General features: G+C 56.7%; 15 protein-coding genes. 5 read left to right on the forward strand and 10 right to left on the reverse strand.

The genetic code is table 11. From position 1 onward, the window contains the following. Window positions 1-139: 139 nt before the first annotated feature. The 6 genes from Q0915_RS05715 to Q0915_RS05740 form a co-directional block, all read right to left on the reverse strand. On the reverse strand, window positions 140-631 hold the full coding sequence (locus Q0915_RS05715) for a hypothetical protein (protein WP_299474531.1): 492 nt from the start codon (window positions 629-631) through the stop codon (window positions 140-142). A 170-nt stretch (window positions 632-801) separates the two neighbouring features. After that, a complete protein-coding gene (locus tag Q0915_RS05720) occupies window positions 802-2,256 on the reverse strand; it encodes a hypothetical protein (RefSeq protein WP_299474534.1) in 1,455 nt (484 codons plus the stop codon). A gap of 37 nt (window positions 2,257-2,293) precedes the next feature. Continuing rightward, window positions 2,294-3,229: a DUF6384 family protein gene (locus Q0915_RS05725; protein WP_299474536.1), complete on the reverse strand. Its 936-nt coding sequence runs from the start codon at window positions 3,227-3,229 to the stop codon at window positions 2,294-2,296. Between the two features lie 63 nt (window positions 3,230-3,292). Beyond that, complete coding sequence (locus Q0915_RS05730; protein WP_299474539.1) at window positions 3,293-4,498, reverse strand: cell surface protein; 1,206 nt, start codon at window positions 4,496-4,498, stop codon at window positions 3,293-3,295. Between the two features lie 360 nt (window positions 4,499-4,858). Continuing rightward, complete coding sequence (locus Q0915_RS05735) at window positions 4,859-5,791, reverse strand: pseudouridine-5'-phosphate glycosidase (RefSeq protein WP_299474542.1); 933 nt, start codon at window positions 5,789-5,791, stop codon at window positions 4,859-4,861. Between the two features lie 116 nt (window positions 5,792-5,907). Then, entirely contained in the window at window positions 5,908-6,822 is a 915-nt protein-coding gene (locus tag Q0915_RS05740) for a PfkB family carbohydrate kinase (protein ID WP_299474545.1), read from the reverse strand. Window positions 6,823-7,139: 317 nt separating this feature from the next. Between Q0915_RS05740 and recA the strand changes: the two genes are divergently transcribed. Both recA and alaS read left to right on the forward strand, forming a co-directional pair. Beyond that, window positions 7,140-8,228, forward strand: coding sequence for a recombinase RecA (recA, locus tag Q0915_RS05745; protein ID WP_299474548.1), 1,089 nt, complete (start codon window positions 7,140-7,142; stop codon window positions 8,226-8,228). A 269-nt stretch (window positions 8,229-8,497) separates the two neighbouring features. Then, window positions 8,498-11,155: an alanine--tRNA ligase gene (alaS, locus tag Q0915_RS05750; protein WP_299474551.1), complete on the forward strand. Its 2,658-nt coding sequence runs from the start codon at window positions 8,498-8,500 to the stop codon at window positions 11,153-11,155. 87 nt (window positions 11,156-11,242) lie between these two features. On the opposite strand, the gene Q0915_RS05755 is transcribed toward alaS, so the two are convergent. Beyond that, window positions 11,243-11,368, reverse strand: coding sequence for a hypothetical protein (locus Q0915_RS05755; RefSeq protein ID WP_299474554.1), 126 nt, complete (start codon window positions 11,366-11,368; stop codon window positions 11,243-11,245). A 189-nt stretch (window positions 11,369-11,557) separates the two neighbouring features. Between Q0915_RS05755 and Q0915_RS05760 the strand changes: the two genes are divergently transcribed. Further along, window positions 11,558-12,844, forward strand: coding sequence for a cyclic nucleotide-gated ion channel (locus tag Q0915_RS05760; protein ID WP_299474557.1), 1,287 nt, complete (start codon window positions 11,558-11,560; stop codon window positions 12,842-12,844). Between the two features lie 67 nt (window positions 12,845-12,911). On the opposite strand, the gene Q0915_RS05765 is transcribed toward Q0915_RS05760, so the two are convergent. Then, entirely contained in the window at window positions 12,912-13,382 is a 471-nt protein-coding gene (locus tag Q0915_RS05765) for a hypothetical protein (protein ID WP_299474560.1), read from the reverse strand. A gap of 56 nt (window positions 13,383-13,438) precedes the next feature. On the opposite strand from Q0915_RS05765, the gene Q0915_RS05770 reads away from it, so the two are divergent. Further along, window positions 13,439-14,134, forward strand: a complete 696-nt coding sequence (locus Q0915_RS05770; protein ID WP_299474563.1) for an aspartate/glutamate racemase family protein — start codon at window positions 13,439-13,441, stop codon at window positions 14,132-14,134. Window positions 14,135-14,137: 3 nt separating this feature from the next. Here Q0915_RS05770 and Q0915_RS05775 read toward each other — a convergent pair whose 3' ends face one another. Both Q0915_RS05775 and Q0915_RS05780 read right to left on the reverse strand, forming a co-directional pair. Further along, the gene (locus Q0915_RS05775; protein ID WP_299474565.1) at window positions 14,138-14,776 is read right to left on the reverse strand and encodes a glutathione S-transferase family protein; all 639 of its coding nucleotides are present in this window, start codon (window positions 14,774-14,776) and stop codon (window positions 14,138-14,140) included. 16 nt (window positions 14,777-14,792) lie between these two features. Further along, window positions 14,793-14,921 carry a hypothetical protein gene (locus tag Q0915_RS05780; protein WP_299544190.1) on the reverse strand — a complete coding sequence of 43 codons (129 nt, stop codon included), beginning with the start codon at window positions 14,919-14,921 and terminating at the stop codon, window positions 14,793-14,795. A gap of 455 nt (window positions 14,922-15,376) precedes the next feature. Between Q0915_RS05780 and Q0915_RS05785 the strand changes: the two genes are divergently transcribed. Further along, on the forward strand, window positions 15,377-16,924 hold the full coding sequence (locus tag Q0915_RS05785) for a S8 family serine peptidase (RefSeq protein WP_299474568.1): 1,548 nt from the start codon (window positions 15,377-15,379) through the stop codon (window positions 16,922-16,924). Window positions 16,925-16,941 lie beyond the last annotated feature (17 nt).

Raw genomic sequence — 16,941 nt, forward strand, 5'->3', positions numbered from 1 at the left:
GGGGAACTGTGCCTTTAAAGCAAGGCGCCGGTTCCCGGTACGCGGACTATCTCTTGTCAGACACCTCTCAGATGCCCAGTTGGATCTAAAGATTCCATGAATCCCGATTGAACGAGTCGCCGCTCAGGATCCTGTTGGATCAGGACGCGATCCGCGGGCAGGGGCTGCCTTGCTCTGCCCTGGACTTGAGACCCTGCAGGCTCTGCAGTGTGTTGGGGTTGCCCGGAAGCACGAAACTCTGTTCCAGGGCGGTGCGGACATTGTTGATCACGGCAAGATCCTGGACCGCAAGTGTCTGGCACTGCGAACCGGTGAACCGTACTCTAATGCGAATGACGCGATCGCCATTGTCGGATGGACCGAACTCGCTGTCGAGTGTCGGGTTCTCACCGGCCATCGGGCGTTCCAGGATCACCATGTTGGGCTGGTTCTGGAGGATCGTGGTTCCCCGTTCCTGTGCACTCGACACCAGTGCCGTGCGTACCGCGACGGGGTCGGCAGCGATGTTGACGCTTTGGGCTCCCGCGGGAACATCAAGTCGCGGCTGGTTGCCGAGCGAAGCCGTCTGGTTGGTGGACTGGCAGGCAGCGAGGGCGAGGGCGCAAAAGCCGAAGATTACGATGTGTCGCATAAGGTGGTCCAAAGTTCAAAAGATGTGTTTTTCAGTCCGGTCAAACCATGTTCTAGTCCAGGTCCAGTCATTGACACAACTACACTTCACGCATCTCACGATACGTTGTTTCAGGTCTGGCCAGTCAATGCTACCGAAAGCTTGTGGCAAATAGCGGGCAAATGATGAATTCAGAACTGATCGCCGGTCTTGAATCCACCACCGCCGAAACTTCCCCCGCTCTTGAAACCACCGCCTCCGAACTTGCCGCCCCTGCCGCTGGATCTGCGGCCGGATCGTCCGAAACCGCCCATCGATTTCGGTAGTCCCGTGCCGTTTGGAAAAGCCACCTTGCGACCGCGCGGCTTGCGGCGCCGGTGCGACCGCTCTGCGCGTGCCCAGTAGTCGGCACCCGTGATAGCACCCTTGACCAGCTCGCCGAGCAGAACCGTGGTGAGTTTGTCGTCGGAGAACGTGGATTCCCAACTGCCATAGCCTTTGGATCGGAAACGCTTGATCACATCTGCAAGTTCAGCTCGCCGGCGGCCGATATCGCGCTGTAATTCGCGGTCCTGGCGTATTTCCCGCGCGACCTGTTCAACTCGGTCCCTGAAATCTTCTATGCGCTGAACGATCTTTTCATCTTCGGGAGAGGGGGTGTCGATGGCCGCCTGCCAAAGATCATGCAGATCATCTGCCTTGAGCGATTCCGACAGATGCCGCTCGGCTTTCTGGAAATCAGCATCCTCGCCGCTGGAAAATTCGGCAAGAGCGCCTGAAAGCGTTTCGATCTGCCGGTCCAGCTTTTCTAGATCGGTATCAATCTGTTCGATTTCGTCACTATAGGTTTCGATCGAGCCGACGAGATCCGTTCCGGCAGCATCCGTCATCGCATTGCGGCTGAATTCCGCGAGCTTTTCCTCTTCCGCAGCTGCAATTTCTGCGCAGCGTTCCGCGTGCCGCGCCATGCGTCCGGGAATTCCCGTCAACATGGCATAATTTGCCCTGGCATCATCGAAGCGGATCAGGCCGGCGACCCAGCGGTCAAGGGACCGGGTAAGGCCCCGGTACTGGTAGTCCGGCGTGCCATAGCCGCGTTGCCAGAGATAAACGAAGAGCGGATCGGCATCATAGGCCTTGCCCTTGACGTCACGATCCTGGTCTGACGTCCTGGCCTTCTCTTCCGCCGCTTCCGCTGTCGCGATGGCGCGCTCGGTGGCATCGCGCTGCGCCAGATACGATTTGTCGCTTTCCAGGCGCCCGTCGACCGCTTCCATCAGGTCGTCCATCTGGTTCTCGGCCGCATCGCGTGCGTCATCGAGTTCCTGACGCTTTTTCTGGTTCTGGCTGCGCTCCGTCTCGCTTTGGCGCAGTTGCTCGCTCAAAACCTTGTAGTCGTCGCTGCGCTTGTCGAGAAGGCGCCTGGCCTCGCGCGCTGCGCTGTCCAACCGGGTGTTGAGCGTTCCGGCAGCGTCCGTGTCCAGCCGGAACCGCGCCAGATCGCGGTAGGCCTCACTTTGCCGTTCCTGCAGGTCCGTCACGGCCCGCGTCGAACGCTCGATGCGTTTGCTCAGCTCTGCTTCTTCACGCCTGAGATCTGCGAGCGACTGTTCGATCGTGCCAAGGGTCTGCCGCCCGGTCAGCATGTGCGGGTCACCGGTGTTGCCGCAGGGCCAAGCCTTGCTACCATGTCGTTATCGCTCCATCCTGAACGCCGCCGCGCCAATTGATGTCGATCTCGCCGCGCCGTTTCTGGCCGAGAACTCCCTTCTGGACGATGCCATCTTCCATCTTGTCCCGCCGTACGGCGTCATAGATCGCTTCCGAGACGCGCTGGCCCCATTTATCGACGGTCTCGGAAGTACCCGATTCCTCAGACAGGATCGTTTGGCTGATGGTGTTTCCATCAGGATCGATCGCCTCGACGACAATGTAGAAATTTTCCGAATTCGGATTTGCCTCCGGAATGCGTGTCAGTCCGGTCGGTTCGCCCTGGCGCGACACGATCTGGACTTCGAAGACTTCCTGCAGCCGGCCCGCCAACGACCGAAGGTCGGCTTCCGCCTTGAACGCGGCTTCGTTGTTGCCGTCCTGTAAAGCAAGGCGGCCATCTTCGGCGAGCGAAGCAGCCTTTGCTTCGACGGTGCCGTCTTCCGTCAATCCGTCAATGCGCTGAACAAGCTCTGTGTAATTCGAGGACAGAGCTTCAAGCCGTGCGAGTAGCTCCGCTTCGGCACGTTGCTGCGGCATGACGACGAAAAAATACCATGCTGCGGCGGCAACAATGACGACGGCACCGGCGGCCGCAAGCCATTTGGACCACGTGCCGCGGGAGATGTAGATCATCGCCAGGGAACGCTGAAACCCGGTGTTGGGCGGCGAGTAGACAAAGCGATCCCGCTTGAGGTTTTCAACACCGGCTTTCAGGATGTGATCGGGAACCTCGATGCCCTGCGAGGCATAAACCTGCCGCAACCTCTCAAGCATTGCCGCATCGTGGTTGCCGGCTTTCAATTCCCGGGTGACCTGGCCTTCCTCGTGACGGAGCGTGTCGACCACGTCCATCACCATCATGAGGTCGTCGAGAGGGGCGTCGGATTTGTTCGCCGTGCTTGCCATCGATACCTGTCTTCAATCACGACCTTGGGCCGGCGAACGCCGGCCGCAAGCGATCTAATGTTATCAGAGGCCTTGTCCCTGAGCGGTCAGCTTGGCCAAGCGGCGTTTGCCTTCTTCGACCGCATTGCGAATTTCCTCTGAATTCTTGGTCGACATGTCGCGCATCTCGGAAATGATCTCGCGCGACTGGACCTGGAAATTCACCACGGAATCGACCAGCTTCTTGACCGAAGCCGCTGCGACCGTCGGACCATAGCCCGCCTTCAAGGCTTCCTTCTGCACTGCGTCGCCGATCTCAGCGAGCGTTTCCAGGCTTTTGTTGATCCCGTCTTTCATGGCGTTCAGCGTTTCGGTGGATTCATGAAGTCCCTGCAATCCTGTGAAAGAAGCGTTCAGAGCTGTCAAAACGGATTCGTTTGTCGAAAAGAAGCTGACCGATTGGGCATAGACCCGCTCTTTGGCGTTGGTCGTTTGAACAAGCCGCGCCATGATGACCTCGGACGTGTTGTAGCCGACCGTCAGGTTGTCGGAGAGATCCTTGGCGATCTGGTAGCGCTTTTCCTCGTCCTGCATTTCGCGCAGGCGCTCGTCGCGCGTAAGCTCCAGGCGCGCCTTCTGGGCCGGATCTTCACCCGTATAGGCTTCGACCTCATTGGAGGCCGATTCCAGAGCGAGCTTTTTGCCGTTGAGCTGTTCCGTTGCCATGTTCAGCAATTCGAGCGCCGTGACTTCGGCCTGCTTCAATGCTCCGCGGAAATCGCGGTAGGCCTCCAGAATCGTCTGCTCGCGTTCGATCTGATCTTTGGTCGCGTGTGCAACTTCTTTGTATGTTCCGCGGATGTCCTGGAAGCGGTCGGAAATGGTTCCCCGACGCATGTCACGCCACTTGTTGGCCATGTTCTCAGTAAAGGAGATCTTGCCGTCGGCGAGCTGGTCGACAAGGCTCTTTGCGTCGTCGCGAATGGAGTTGAACGCCTCGGTGATTTCCTCATAGCGCTCGCCGATATCCATTTGCTGGACCTGGGTGCGTACAACTTCATTGAAGTTCGACGCCTGGCTGAGCGTGCGCGAGATTACCAGAACCTTGTCTGGCGAAAGGTCCGAAATCTGTTCGAGAAGAGCGTTGATCGGGGCGTCTGCTTCCGATTCCGGAGATATCCCTATGTCTCGCAATGTCGATAATGCACGATCCAGATATTGAAGAGGTGAAAAGCTACCGGCGGGGGCCGCCGCTGTTTCCGTGCTTGCTGGTGTAGACGCGTCTGTCATTTTCGACCTCCTCTTCCAAACATTCTTCAACAGCTCCTGTATTCTAGCTGGGCTGCCGGGCCGTCCCCTTTACACTATTGTGCCGCAAGTAAGGGCAGGCTTACGCCGCTCTGTCAACGGCTTACGGTCTGCCGGAAGCCGTGCATCATCAATGCTGGAAAAACGTGCTTGCGCGAAAATAGCCTTAAGCCCGCTTTGCAACAGCTCTCTATCGCCTGGCCGCATCACGTTTCCGGATCTCGGAAATGTCTGACCAACTTGTTTGACCGCGACATGTGTCACCCCCGGAATGATCTTGCTCGTCGAAGACCCGGTACCTGAATGCCCAGTACCCGAATACCAACTACATTTCCGGCCTCTTCAGACAAGTTCCGCCGCGATTCTGGCTGCAAGGCGCGCATTGTTGCGCACGAGTGCGATGTTCGTTTCGAGACTGCGGCCTTCGGTGAGTTCAAAAATGGCCCCGAGCACGTAAGGGGTGACGTCCTTTCCCCTGATGTTTTCCGCAGCAGCCTTGGCTAGTGCAGCATCGATAAATCCGCTCATCTCCGAGCGTGCAATTTCGTCTGCCTCGGGTACCGGATTTGCGATCAAAACGCCGCCATGGTCAGGGAATTTTGCACGCATCTTCAAAAGAGCGCCAATTTCGGTGGCCGTATCGAGGCGATAAGGTGCCGGTAGTCCGCTGCTTCGGGACCAGAAGGCCGGTAGATCATCCGTGCCGAAGGCGATCACGGGAACCCCCTTCGTTTCCAGGACTTCAAGCGTTTTGGGGATGTCGAGAAGTGCCTTTGCTCCCGCGCTGACGACGCAAACGGGCGTTCGTCCCAACTCGTCAAGGTCTGCCGAGATGTCGAACGTGTCCTCCGCTCCCTTGTGGACACCGCCGATGCCGCCGGTGGCAAACACTTTCAGCCCCGCCAGATGCGCGGCCATCATCGTCGCGGCAACCGTTGTCGCGCCGTACCGGCCAGTCGAAAGCGCGAATGTGAGGTCCGCACGCGAGCATTTCATCACGTTTTCAGCCTGTGCGAGCCGGTCGAGTTCCGCGTCGCTGAGGCCGACATGGATCTTGCCGTCCATGATTGCGATTGTTGCAGGAACAGCGCCTTGCGAGCGGATGTCGGCCTCCACGAAACGAGCTGTCTCAACATTTCTCGGGAAGGGCATGCCGTGTGTGATGATTGTCGATTCAAGCGCAACGACCGGCAATCCCTCTTTCAGGGCGCTTTGAACTTCGTCGCTATATACCAGCAGCTGGGCCAGAGCGGCATTGTCGGCAGAATGGGTCACGTTTCAGGGCCTTTCCGTTGAGGCTGTCACCGAACAAATCCAAAAGGGTCAAAGTGACGCCCTTAAAGGTGCGCGCTTCCGGGCGCAAGGCTATTGCTTGTCCGTCTGGTCAAAATCTAGAGTGCGTCCCATGAGAGGTGCTGCGCAAAGGCGCCCGTGCTTTGCAGTGTCAGTTGTGCGGCCCGCATGCCGTAAGGAACTGCTTGGTTCAACGTAAACCCCCTCGCAAGTGCTGCAATCGTCCCGGCAGTCAGTGCATCGCCCGCACCCGTCACGTCGATGATTTCGGTTGATGGCGGCACCATTTTTTCAATCCCTGTGCCCGTCTGCACAAGAAGCGCGTCTCGCCCGCCCGTGAGGACGAATTTTCTCAATCCGGTCTCGATCAGAGCATTCGCGAGATCCTGCGGTGCTGATGATGGTGCCTTTTGCAAGAGAGCTGCGGCTTCACCGTGATTGAGCGTCAGGCAATCGATCTTTGGAAGAAGCTTACGCAGACGAGGGGCTTTTGCATCTGAAACGGCGTTGGCGAACAGGAAACCTTTCCCCAATTTGCCGACGACATGAACCAGCATCTCTTCCGGTAAATTCGCGTCGAGAAACCAAATCGTTTGCATCGCCGTGTTTTGCATCGCGGCTTCGATCACACCGTCAAACACTGTCTCGGGCGCTTCGGTCAGGATCGTGTCGTCGACGCAGGCGGCTGCAAGCGATCCATCCGGATCGTGAAGCGCTAGATACCGGCCAGTCGCAAAACCATTTCTTTGTACGAGCTCGAGCTTGAGGCTTTCGTCCGTCAACTGATCGGCAAGTTCGCGCGCCGCCGCATCCGTTCCCGTAAGACCGATCAGTGTGGTGTCGACACCCAGGCGCGAAACCGTTCGGGCAATATTTGTTGCAACGCCGCCGGGCCTGGTGTTGAAGCGGGCAGGGGTGGACGTCTCGCGGTGAACGTTTATGCGTGCATGCGCGATCGTATCTTGATGAACCGCGCCAATCGAGATTAATCGGCAGTCTGGTTGTGTCGACACTTGTCTGGCGCTTCCGGTTTGCGCGCGCCCCGCGGGCCGCTGCGGTTGCTGAACGGGGTGCGGGCTAGCAGATCGTTTTGCCCTCGGCAACTCCAATCCGGCCGAGTGATTCTGCAGCAAGGAAGAATCACGCCATGTTTGCTGCTTGTTCTGATACCCGGTGACCAAGACTGGAACCATTTCAGAACATATTGGAAACAAAGGTCCATTTCTACTGAAAAACCAATTGCTTCGCGAGGCTTGTGCAATTGGAACAAATAGTGTACAAACCCATCCATTGAAACAACGCGTCCATCGTGGAATAAGGAGCGTAAGCCATGTCGCAAAGTACACTTCGTCTCGTAGAAAGCAGCCAGATGGATAAGACAAAAGCGTTGGATGCAGCGCTCAGCCAGATTGAACGCTCCTTTGGCAAGGGTTCCATTATGCGGATGGGCCAGGGGCAGGCCGTTGAAGTGCAATCTGTCTCTACCGGTTCCCTTGGGCTCGATATCGCCCTGGGCATCGGCGGACTGCCACGCGGCCGTATCGTAGAGATTTACGGTCCTGAATCGTCCGGTAAAACAACTCTTGCCCTTCATGCCGTTGCTGAGGCTCAAAAGGAGGGCGGTATCTGCGCGTTTGTCGATGCAGAGCATGCGCTTGATCCGCTTTACGCCCGCAAACTCGGCGTTGATATCGACAATCTTCTGATTTCACAGCCGGATGCGGGAGAGCAGGCTCTCGAAATTGCCGACACGCTGGTTCGGTCCGGGGCCATTGATGTGCTGGTGATCGATTCCGTTGCCGCGTTGACGCCGAAAGCCGAGCTGGAAGGCGAGATGGGCGACAGCCTTCCGGGAATGCAGGCCCGCCTGATGAGCCAGGCGCTGCGCAAGCTTACCGCCTCGATTTCGAAATCAAACACGATGGTGATCTTCATCAACCAGATCCGGATGAAGATTGGTGTGATGTTCGGATCCCCGGAAACCACGACCGGTGGTAACGCGCTGAAGTTTTACGCTTCCGTCCGCCTGGATATCCGCCGGATCGGGGCGATCAAGGATCGTGACGAGGTTGTTGGCAACCAGACCCGGGTCAAGGTGGTCAAGAACAAGCTGGCACCTCCCTTCCGGCAGGTCGAGTTCGATATTGTCTATGGTGAAGGCGTCTCCAAGATGGGCGAACTGATCGATCTTGGCGTCAAGGGCAATGTCGTCGAAAAGTCCGGATCCTGGTTCTCCTACAACAGCCAGAGGCTTGGTCAGGGACGCGAAAACGCCAAGCAGTTCCTGAAGGAAAATCAGGAAATTGCCGAGGAGATCGAGTTGGCGATCCGCCAAAACGCTGGACTAATTGCAGAAGCGATCATTGATCCGGAAGGCGCGGAAGGCGCGGAAGGCACGGAAGAGGCTCTGGAAGACTAAGCCAGGCTGTGCCCTGATTTCGTCAAGTGCGGAACAGCGCATGATTTTCAAAGGCTCGCTCCAGGCTGGAGCGGGCCTTTTTCATTTCTGCGAAGTCACTAAAGCGCGTTTAGAGTGCCCCTGAAATTGTCCGGATGAAGTTCAACTGCTGGACAGGGTTTGAGGTCAAAGTTAAAAGGCTGTTCCGGCGTGGGTCCCTTGGAGGGACAGTGATGCCGGCAGACTTTCAATCGGCCTGATTTTCTGGCCTGGACTGATGCGAGATCCGAATGACCGGCGTAAATGAAATCCGTTCTACATTTCTGGACTATTTCGACAAGAACGATCACGAAGTGGTCGCGTCCGGACCGCTGGTGCCGCGTAACGATCCTACGCTGATGTTCGCGAATGCGGGCATGAACCAGTTCAAGAACGTGTTCACGGGACTTGAAACGCGTCCCTATAAACGCGCCGTGACGGCCCAGAAAGTGGTGCGGGCAGGCGGAAAGCACAACGATCTCGATAATGTCGGCTACACGGCCCGGCACCACACGTTTTTTGAAATGCTCGGCAACTTTTCCTTTGGCGACTATTTCAAGGAACGTGCGATTGAGCTCGCCTGGAACCTGATCACGAAGGAATACGGACTTCCGGCGGACCGGCTTCTTGTGACGGTTTATGCCGAAGACAATGCCGCGGCCGGACTGTGGAAGACAATCGCGGGTCTGAGCGACGACAAGATCATTCGCATTCCCACGTCCGACAATTTCTGGTCAATGGGCGATACCGGTCCCTGCGGCCCATGTTCCGAAATTTTCTATGACCATGGCGATCACATCTGGGGCGGCCCTCCCGGATCGGCTGAAGAGGACGGTGACCGGTTCATCGAGATCTGGAACCTCGTCTTCATGCAGTACGAGCAGACAAGCGAAGAGCGCCTCGACCTGCCAAGCCCGTCAATCGACACCGGTATGGGTATCGAGCGTCTTGCGACGATCTTGCAAGGCGTGCACAACAATTATAAGATCGATCTCTTCAAGGCTCTGATCGCCGCGTCCGAACATGAAACCAATGTTGCGGCCGAAGGCGACGCGCTCGGTAGCCACAGGGTGATTGCAGACCACTTGAGATCGACCAGTTTCCTGATCGCGGATGGTGTTTTGCCCTCCAACGAAGGCCGTGGATATGTCCTGCGCCGCATTATGCGGCGCGGCATGCGCCATGCGCACCTCTTGGGGGCCAGCGAGCCGCTGATGCACAAACTTGTTCCCTCGCTCGTCAGGGAAATGGGCAGGGCCTATCCGGAACTGTCCCGCGCCGAGGATCTCATTACGGAAACGCTGAAACTTGAGGAAACGAGATTCCGCAAGACGCTGGAGCGCGGGCTTGGCCTGCTCGACAATGCAACGGCGGACCTGTCGGCCGGTGGCCAGCTTGACGGCGAAACGGCCTTCAAGCTCTACGACACCTACGGCTTTCCTCTTGACCTCACGCAAGATGCCTTGAGAGCGCGCGACATTTCCGTCGACACCGGCGGATTTGACGCCGCCATGGAACGCCAGAAGGCTGAAGCCCGTGCGGCATGGTCGGGTTCCGGCGGCGCGGCAACCGAGGCCGTCTGGTTCGCGCTGAAGGAAAAGCACGGCGCGACGGACTTTTTGGGATATGAGACCGAAAGCGCGGAGGGCGTTGTCGACGCAATCGCCTCGGACGATGCGGAAATCGCCAAACTGTCTGCGGGCGAAAGCGGCTATGTGGTCTTGAACCAGACACCGTTCTACGGCGAGAGCGGCGGTCAGGTCGGCGACACCGGCAAGATGCTCGCCCCGGGAGTTCGTGCGACCGTCACCAATACGCAGAAAAAGGCCGATGGGCTGTTCGTGCACAGCGTGACAGTGAAAGAGGGCGAACTTGTTCCGGGCCTCGCGCTGGAACTGAAGGTTGACCACGCACGCCGCAGTGCTGTGCGCTCCAACCATTCCGCCACCCATCTGGTGCACGAAGCCCTTCGCGAGGTTCTGGGTTCTCATGTGGCGCAGAAAGGCTCGCTCGTCTCTCCGGATCGCCTGCGCTTCGATTTCTCCCATCCAAAGCCGATGGACGAACAGGAACTGGCAACGGTTGAGACCTACGCCAATGAAATCATCCTGCAAAACGCACCCGTAGAGACGCGCCTGATGGCGGTCGATGATGCCATCGAAGCAGGCGCAATGGCGCTTTTCGGAGAAAAATACGGCGAAGAAGTCCGTGTTGTCTCCATGGGAACGGCTTTGCACGGCCCCAAGGAAGGTAAACCCTACTCCCTTGAACTTTGCGGCGGAACGCATGTCAAACGAACCGGGGATATTGGTCTCGTGACGCTCGTGTCCGAAGGTGCGGTTGCTGCTGGTGTCCGGCGGATCGAGGCCCTGACAGGCGCAGAAGCACGCACCTATCTGGACGCACAGGACAAGCGCATGCGCGAAATTGCGGCACTTTTGAAAATTACGGCAGATGATGTGCCGGCAAAGGTTTCGCAACTGGTGGATGAGCGCCGCAAGCTGGAAAAGGAACTTGCGGATGCCAAGAAGAAACTGGCCATGGGTGGCGGAGGCAACGGCGCGGCGCCTGTGAAGGATGCCGGTACCTTCAAGCTGATGGCACGGACCGTGGAAGGCATCAATCCGAAGGATCTCAAGGGCATGGCTGACGACGCCAAAGCACAACTCGGATCCGGCGTTATTATCCTGATCAATGTTGCTGAGGATGGCAAAGCTGCAATCGTGACGGCAGTCACCAACGACCTGACGGATAAAGTCAGCGCTGTGGATCTTGTGCGCATTGGCTCAGAAGCGCTTGGCGGACGCGGCGGTGGCGGGCGACCGGACATGGCCCAGGCCGGCGGGCCGGACGGTGCCAGCGCCGAAAAGGCGATCGCTGCGATCGAAACCCATCTGAGCGCGCTGTGATCTGCCAGCTGTTCGAACAATCGTCCATGTAAAATGAAAAGGCGTGCCCAGTGGCACGCCTTTTTCATTTGAGAGACCTGGTATTTCCTAGTGAAGGGCTGCGGTCACCGCGAGCGCTGCGGCCGTCAGAAAAGTCGAAACAATCAGCATCTTAAGGACAACGTGATGCGGCGACGTTTCGGCGGCGCGGACCTTGTTCGTTTCTATCGTCATAATTCCCTCCTTTCAGGGGTTCACCCACGCTCAATGATGTGGGGTGCGCGACAATTTAACCCAATCACATTGGCGCAGGCTCTGTTCACAGCTTCGCGTGGATGTCGTGAATTCAGCGGAACGGGCAACTTTGTCCTGAACCGATCTTCGGCTATTCATGAATCAGAGTTTTTCACGACGGAGCAGATGGTGCAGGACGAAAGCTTCAAACGCGCGCTCTATGAAGTGCTTGAAGATACGGGAAAGCGAAAGCTTGCGGCCCGTTCGCTGCGCCACTTTCTTGTTTTCCTCATCCTGTTCAATATCGTGCTTGCCGTACTTGAAACCGTGCCGGAAATCCGCGCCACATTCGGTCCGCACCTTAGATTCATCCAGCTGGGGAGCGGATTTGTTTTTCTGGTCGAATATGTGCTGCGTCTTTACGTGGCGGACATGCACCCGCCGCTGCGCCGTTACGGTCCTGTCTGGTCGCGCCTGCGTTATGCGGCGCATCCCGACGCGATTATCGACCTGATCGGCGCTCTTCCGCTGCTCTTCGTTCTGTTTTTGCCCAATCAGGCGGTCACCGTCGTCGTCATTTTACGACTGCTCCGCTTCCTGAAACTTGCGCGGTATTCCCCGGCGCTACGCTCGCTGATCTCGGCTGTCGTCGGAGAAAGGAAAGCGCTTCTGGGATCAAGCATGATCATCTTCGGCGTGATCCTGTTGTCCGCGACCCTGATGTATCTGGTCGAGCATAACGAGCAGCCCGAAAAGTTTCGCAGCATTTTGCACGGCACATACTGGGCGATTACGACAATCACCACGGTGGGCTATGGTGACGTCGTTCCCGTCAGCAATCTGGGAAAAATGATCGGCGGCTTCGTCATGCTGATGGGATACGGCTTGATTGCCCTGCCTGTCGGTATCATTGCGTCGGCTTTTGCGCGTGAAATTCATTCCCGCGATTTCGTTGTCACCTGGTCGATGGTCGCAAGAGTGCCGTTGTTTGAAGATCTTAAGGCCACCGAGATAGCCGAGGTGTCAAAGCTGCTGCAGGCACAGAAAGTGCGCAAGGGGGGCGTGATTGCAGAACAGGGCGATGTGGCAGACAGGATGTACTTCATTTCGGAGGGCGAAGTTGCGATCAAGCTGGCCCATGACACAGTCTATCTGGGTGAGGGGAGTTTTTTCGGGGAACTGGCCTTGATCAACCAGAGCAGGCGAACAGCCACCGTCATGGCCTATCGGGACTGCCAGCTGCTCGTCCTGGAATCAGATGCCCTGCAGCACCTGATGGACAAGGACGAAACGCTCGCCAAAAAAATCATGGACGAAGCCAGGGAGCGTGTCCGTGCAGGCAAGAAGGTGCTCGGTGAGCTGGCCGAGGAAGAGTTGCAACAGGCCGGTGTCTACGCTTCGGTCGATAGCTCCGACGAGGAGCCGGAGCTTTCCTTCAACGACGGCCCGGAAACGGATCGCACACCCGCGAAGTGAAGCTCAAAAGATTTGCTCTTTCGGGGGCGGGCGACCAAAGCGCTCTTATACGGTAACGACCTGGACGCTACCGCACCAAGCCCGGTGGAAGCCGTGCGTAAAGCGGGTCGCCGTGCCAGAAGGCATCTGTTGGTCCAACGGCAAAATCAATCAGGTTCCAGCGGTCATACTGAAAACGCAGCAAGGCGAAAGTTGTTGCGCCATCCATATACTCCGCCTGTTCAGAATAAGTTGTCTGGAAGAGGTCGATCGGTGCGCCTCCAGGCCGCTGGGGACTTAACACGACAAAGGCCCAACCCGACCCCGAGCGCATCCAGTTCACAACAAATTCCACCGGTGGCCCCACTCTGGCTTCCAGCATCGGGCGGACGGCGTTGAGGATCTCGCTTCGTTCAGCTGTCCCCCGCGCGGGTTCATGGACCGCCTGCGCCGAAGCGGTTACGGTCAAGACCGACATCAGGAACGCACCAAATAGAAGGCGAGCAAGTCTGCGAAAGATTGTGAAGAAAGGTGCTTCTTCAGGAAATGTATCAGGCATGAATACCCCATTTAGATGTCATGACGGCATGTGGGCAAAAACGGTGAAGGGCTAACATGAAAACCATTGGTCTGCTTGGCGGGATGAGCTGGGAAAGCACTGTCATATACTACCAGTATCTGAACCGCATGGTTCGTGAACGGTGTGGCGGTCTTCACTCTGCACAGTGCCTACTCTGGTCCTTTGACTTTGCCGAAATCGCGGCGGCACAATCTTCCGGAAATTGGGAAAAGGCAACCGAATTGATGGTGGTTGCTGCAAGGAATCTCGAGCGTGGCGGTGCGGACTGTCTCGTTATCTGCACCAATACCATGCACAAGATGGCTGCTGATGTTGGCGCTGAAGTCGATATCCCGCTTCTGCACATCGCTGATGCTACGGCCCCTGCGATCAAGGAAGCAGGGTGCCAAGAACCTCTCCTGCTGGCGACCGCATACACCATGGAGCAGGATTTCTATAAAGGCCATCTGCAAGAAAAACATGGTGTCACGGTGCGTGTGCCAGCATCTGACGCACGGCAGGAAGTTCATCGCATCATTTACGAGGAGCTTTGCAAGGGCGAAATCTGGGCCGATTCAAAGCAGACATTTCTTGAGGTTGTCGAACACGAACTCGGAGCTGGCGCGGATGGTGTGATTTTCGGCTGCACGGAAATCGGTCTTCTGGTCTCACAGAAAGACTTCTCCATTCCGGCCTTCGATACCACGGCGCTTCACGCAAAAGCCGCGCTCGACTTCGCTTTTGACGGTTGATCTTCAAGTTGGCGTCTTTGGTTCGGTGGTTCGGAAGCTTTCGCGTAGTGTGAACTGCTCCAGCCAGGCGGAGAGCTTCGGCGCTCCTTTCAGGATCATCTGACCTTCTTCGGCCTTTTGAAACAGATGAAACATCGGGGCCGCGTGACAGTCCGCAAGGCTTGGCCGTGACCCCAACAGAAAAGGGGTTGCTTCCGACAGGCGTTCCAATTCGGTCACGATCCTGCGTGCAGGGCCAAGAGCGGACAGGATCCTCACTTCGTCAGCGGCGCTTCCATCACTCGGTTTGACCACACGTTCGACAAAAACCTCCCAGACAAGCGTCTGATAGGCGTAGGCGTTCAAGATGGACAGGATCTGGTTCATTCTCGCCCGTTCGCGCGGATCCACCGGTTGCAGGGCAGGCGCAGGGTGGGTTTCGTCCAGAAAGCGCAAGATGGCATCGGTCTCATAGAGAGTGAAATCATCTGTCTTCAGAACCGGTATCTTGCCGAAGGGCTGCATCTCCAGATAATTGTCTGCAGGACCACCGGGGGCGAAGATATCGATTGGCACCAGACTGTATGATAGCCCTTTTTCCGCAAGAGCAATCCGGACAGATCGGACGTAAACCGAATAGTCCGCGCCGTGAACTTCGATCATCGTGATCCTTTCTCACTTACTCGATCGTGATCCCGCAGCAGCATCGGTGCTGCTGCTGCTTTCCATATCCATCGTAAATGAGATTTGTGCCGTTTGGTGTGACCCTGACCACGGCAATCGCAATTCCGGCGCCCTGTCCTTTCACCCTTCGCTGCTTTGTCCCTTGCCGTGCAAACCAAAACTTGAATGAACATTGCGTGCCGGCATGAGGGTTGAAGGGTTATTGATAATTTTTACTATGGGTTTTCCGGCAATCTTTTCTGCGCTGCGGCAAGTCAACAATACGGTCTCGTGAGGCACGAAGCGGCGCAATTTCAAAGGTTGTAGGGTTTTGACGCGTTACTGATCCGGAATTGCAGCTGTTTTTTTCTCTGTAAATAAACTCGATGTAAAATTTAAATTTTTCCGTGTAGTCAGAGTGTGTTTTTCTTCATAAAAACTACACAAGAAATATGTACTCGGAAAAAAATATTTCCGATTAATACTTTTATTCGTTATTGCGACTTGAGCTCTCTGATACCGTTAATAATTGTACCCCCGGCCATATTTTAGGCTGCGTGTATATTTCATGGAAAAATGACTTTTCTAGGGAGAGTTAAAATGAGTAGTGGAGAATATGAGGTAATCGCTACGGTCTCGCCTCGCTCGCTCGGCCCGACTTCTTTATTTGACGCAGAGGAAGCGATCACAAGTGATAATGTAAAGCAGTTCAATTCAGACCCCTCCGACACGCGGGACGCGAAACGGGCGCTCGCCCGGGCCGGTTTTCACGTCTTCGAGGATGCCTCGAATGAAACCACCATTTCGATCGGCGGAACCGCGAAGCTTTTCAAGGACTTTTTCGGTGCGAAACTGACCAAGCAGAAAGCGGAAATTCGTCCTGCGACAACTGTTGAATTCATGGCAACGAGCGAAGAGCCGGAAGCGGCTTTGATGAATGCGCCCGATGAGTTCAGTTCGCTGATCGAGGGCGCCGTGGTTGCAAGGCCGCCGACCTATTTCGCAACCCATCCGATCCCGCCGCTCGCTCCGGTGCACAAGGATGCCTATCCCTACATGATGGTTCCTGACGGCGTTGCAGTGGTTTTGCGCGCGGCCAGGGTGCACCGTCTCGGTGTTACGGGCAAAAACATCGTGGTCGGGATGCTCGACACCGGGCACTATCGGCATCCATTCTTCAGTTCACGCGGCTACAGGCTCCTGTCCACGATCCTGGCACCGGGTGCATCCGACCCCGCCGATGATGCCAATGGGCACGGAACAGGAGAAAGCGCGAATGTTTTTGCCTGTGCGCCCGATTGCAAATTGCGCATGACGAAGATGGGCAACGATACGGTTGGGGCGATCAACGCTTCGCTGAATGCCAATCCCAAACCGCACATACTGACCAACAGTTGGGGCTACAGTGTCGACCAACCGGGCACAACGATCCCCAACTGGCTGAAACCGCTGGAAGCGGCCGTTGCCAATGCGGTTTTGCAGGGTGTTGTTGTCTGCTTTTCTGCCGGGAACGGTCACTTTGGTTTTCCGGGCAGCCATCCGGATGTGATTTCGGTCGGTGGCGTTCACGTCAATCTGCCGGATGAAAATGACCTTGAAGCCTCCAGCTACGCTTCAAGTTTCAATTCGACCTGGTATCCAGGGCGGCAGGTTCCTGATCTTTGCGGTTTGACCGGCAAGGGTGTGAACATCAGCGGCACCAAAGCGCCCAGTATCATGTTGCCGGTTCAGTCAGGCGCTTCGCTGGATGCAATCGCTCCCTCAACCGGCTCGAACACAGACGGGTGGGGGCTGTTTTCCGGAACATCTGCAGCCTGCCCGCAGATCGCCGGCATTTGCGCACTGATCCTGGAAAAGGACGGGTCACTGACACCGGCGCAGGTCAAGGACAAGCTGGTAAAGAGCGCCCGTGACATCAAGAAAGGTACGACGCAGATGGGGCACACAGCTACAAGCGGACCTGACCTTGCCACAGGTGCCGGGCTCGCTGATGCGAAGTGGGCCTACATCAACACGATGGGCGATGTTGCTGCGACTTTCTTCAACGCGACCAGGGAAAAGCAGCTGGCAATGGTGTCCTCCGGGTCCATGCCGGAATTTTCCAAGGAATTCATCGATGACATGATTGATACCTTGCGTTCGCGGTAAAACTTGGAGAAGTTCGA

Origin of the sequence: uncultured Roseibium sp. (genome assembly GCF_947494555.1) — a bacterium.
Lineage (GTDB): Bacteria > Pseudomonadota > Alphaproteobacteria > Rhizobiales > Stappiaceae > Roseibium.

Bases quoted from the DNA above. Each gene is read 5' to 3' on its own strand.
- Q0915_RS05715 (WP_299474531.1), bottom strand. From the start codon at position 631: ATGCGACACATCGTAATCTTCGGCTTTTGCGCCCTCGCCCTCGCTGCC.
- alaS (WP_299474551.1), top strand. From the start codon at position 8,498: ATGACCGGCGTAAATGAAATCCGTTCTACATTTCTGGACTATTTCGAC.
- Q0915_RS05730 (WP_299474539.1), bottom strand. From the start codon at position 4,498: ATGACAGACGCGTCTACACCAGCAAGCACGGAAACAGCGGCGGCCCCC.
- Q0915_RS05770 (WP_299474563.1), top strand. From the start codon at position 13,439: ATGAAAACCATTGGTCTGCTTGGCGGGATGAGCTGGGAAAGCACTGTC.
- recA (WP_299474548.1), top strand. From the start codon at position 7,140: ATGTCGCAAAGTACACTTCGTCTCGTAGAAAGCAGCCAGATGGATAAG.
- Q0915_RS05785 (WP_299474568.1), top strand. From the start codon at position 15,377: ATGAGTAGTGGAGAATATGAGGTAATCGCTACGGTCTCGCCTCGCTCG.
- Q0915_RS05755 (WP_299474554.1), bottom strand. From the start codon at position 11,368: ATGACGATAGAAACGAACAAGGTCCGCGCCGCCGAAACGTCGCCGCAT.
- Q0915_RS05775 (WP_299474565.1), bottom strand. From the start codon at position 14,776: ATGATCGAAGTTCACGGCGCGGACTATTCGGTTTACGTCCGATCTGTC.
- Q0915_RS05725 (WP_299474536.1), bottom strand. From the start codon at position 3,229: ATGGCAAGCACGGCGAACAAATCCGACGCCCCTCTCGACGACCTCATG.
- Q0915_RS05765 (WP_299474560.1), bottom strand. From the start codon at position 13,382: ATGCCTGATACATTTCCTGAAGAAGCACCTTTCTTCACAATCTTTCGC.
- Q0915_RS05720 (WP_299474534.1), bottom strand. From the start codon at position 2,256: ATGCTGACCGGGCGGCAGACCCTTGGCACGATCGAACAGTCGCTCGCA.